The organism is Devosia chinhatensis (assembly GCF_000969445.1).
In the GTDB taxonomy this organism is placed as follows: Bacteria; Pseudomonadota; Alphaproteobacteria; order Rhizobiales; family Devosiaceae; genus Devosia; species Devosia chinhatensis.
Genome location: NZ_JZEY01000019.1, coordinates 1 through 510, shown reverse-complemented (window position 1 = coordinate 510; position 510 = coordinate 1). Strand labels below are relative to the sequence as shown.

Annotated in this window: 1 pseudogene; it reads right to left on the bottom strand. The window is 62.0% G+C overall.

Features of this window, described 5'->3' with window-relative positions:
* Nucleotides 1-92: 92 nt before the first annotated feature.
* Nucleotides 93-510, bottom strand: a pseudogene (locus VE26_RS18385) (ATP-binding cassette domain-containing protein); the annotation flags it as partial.

Here is a 510-nt window from a genome sequence, read left to right as displayed (position 1 = left end):
CTGCCGTTCTCGGGTGCATGCTCAAAGTGTTCAGGGGCGATTACCAGCGGTCCAGAGCGGCTATCGAAGCCGCCTGTGCCCGGGCGTCACTGTAGCTTCGTGCCGCTTTCTGTCTCGAGAAACACAGCGTCCCCCGCCACCCTGATCGTGCCGTGGAGGAAGTTCATGGCGGGTGAACCGATGAAGCTGCCGACGAACATATGTGCAGGAAAATCATAGAGATCGAGCGGTGTTCCACTCTGTTCCACCACCCCGCCGCGCATCACCACGATCAGATCCGCCATGGTCATGGCCTCGCTCTGATCATGCGTCACATAGATGGTCGTCGTCTTGAACCGGGCATGCATGTCCTTGAGCTATGCCGGCATCTGCACCCGCAGCTCGGCATCGCGGTTGGACAAATGCTCGTCGACCAGAAAGACCTTCGGCTGGCGACCCACTGCGCGCCCACTGGCCCCGCGTTGCCGCTCGCCGCCAGCAAGCTCCTGTGGCAACGCGCTCCAGCCGTCG